The organism is Brenneria tiliae (assembly GCF_023347575.1).
Taxonomy (GTDB): domain Bacteria; phylum Pseudomonadota; class Gammaproteobacteria; order Enterobacterales; family Enterobacteriaceae; genus Brenneria; species Brenneria corticis.
Genome location: NZ_JAKPCB010000042.1, coordinates 1 through 277 on the forward strand (window position 1 = coordinate 1; position 277 = coordinate 277).

Below are 277 nucleotides of genomic sequence, written 5' to 3' on the forward strand. Positions count from 1 at the left end.
CCAAAGGCTGACCCCATCAATTAACCTTCCGGCACCGGGCAGGCGTCACACCGTATACGTCCACTTTCGTGTTTGCACAGTGCTGTGTTTTTATTAAACAGTTGCAGCCAGCTGGTATCTGCGACTGCGCACAGCTCCAAGAGCAAGTCTCTTCACCGCGCACAGCGTGCCTTCTCCCGAAGTTACGGCACCATTTTGCCTAGTTCCTTCACCCGAGTTCTCTCAAGCGCCTGAGTATTCTCTACCTGACCACCTGTGTCGGTTTGGGGTACGATTG

General features: G+C 53.8%; 1 rRNA gene. It reads right to left on the reverse strand.

From position 1 onward, the window contains the following. Positions 1-277: ribosomal RNA gene (locus tag MFP24_RS24445) — 23S ribosomal RNA — on the reverse strand; the annotation flags it as partial.